At 43.6% G+C, this 825-nt stretch carries 1 protein-coding gene; it reads right to left on the bottom strand.

Going from position 1 to position 825, the window contains the following annotated elements; translation table 11 throughout:
- Positions 1-44: 44 nt before the first annotated feature.
- Complete coding sequence (locus FB592_RS09900; RefSeq protein ID WP_015715915.1) at positions 45-794, bottom strand: polyketide synthase; 750 nt, start codon at positions 792-794, stop codon at positions 45-47.
- Between the last annotated feature and the right edge of the window lie 31 nt (positions 795-825).

Below are 825 nucleotides of genomic sequence, written 5' to 3'. Positions count from 1 at the left end.
CACGCTGCCTCCATTTCACCTGCAAAATTTATATATATTTTCAGTTAATTACCATATAAACCTTTGATTCTACTTTTGACTTCTTCATGATGAAATGTTTTCTCATGCATCATCAATTCCTGTTCAATGACGCGCGGCAGCTGATCGCGAAGCGGGGCAACCAAATGATCTTTCAGTGTAACCAGTGAGTTTCTCGGCTTTTCCGCCAATTCTTGCGCCAGCTCCACTGCATAATCTAACACTTCTGCACGGGGCAGCACCTTAAAGGGAACCCCTCTTTTTTCAAGATCAGCTCCGCGGTAGCTGCCCGCATTCAATAATATTTCCTGGGCCAGGCTGAAACCCAGTTTTTTAGGAACGATAAAGGTAGCGCCCATTCCAGGCGTAAATCCGTATTTCATAAAATTAGCCGTATACACGCTTTCCCTGCTCAGAATGACTATGTCAGCAAAGAGCCCCATGACAAAGCCGCCTCCAATTCCATGGCCCTGCATTGCCGCAATAACTGGAATCTCACAATCCAGCGCCAGAGAATAAAGATTGTCATCAGTGAACTTGGTCAATCCCTGTTGAATTCGAAGCAGTCCTTCTTGCGTTCCTCCTGAAGCAAAATAATTATCATATCCTGTCAAAATAACCGCTTTGTATTTGGGGTTCTGCCGTATGTATTCAAACGCTTGAATTAAACCATCCGTAAGTTCTTGTGAAAACGCGTTTTTATGAGTGCGATCTTGCATCTTTACCTGAATAATGGCGGATTCAATTTCGATAAGCTCTACAACAGAATGCGTCATGATGTCCTCCTAATGGTTCTGATTGAAACGG

Origin of the sequence: Bacillus sp. SJZ110, from assembly GCF_006715455.1 — a bacterium.
GTDB classification, from domain to species: domain Bacteria; phylum Bacillota; class Bacilli; order Bacillales; family Bacillaceae; genus Bacillus; species Bacillus subtilis.
The sequence above is the reverse complement of the archived record's forward strand: the minus strand, read 5'-3'. Positions and strand labels throughout refer to the sequence as shown.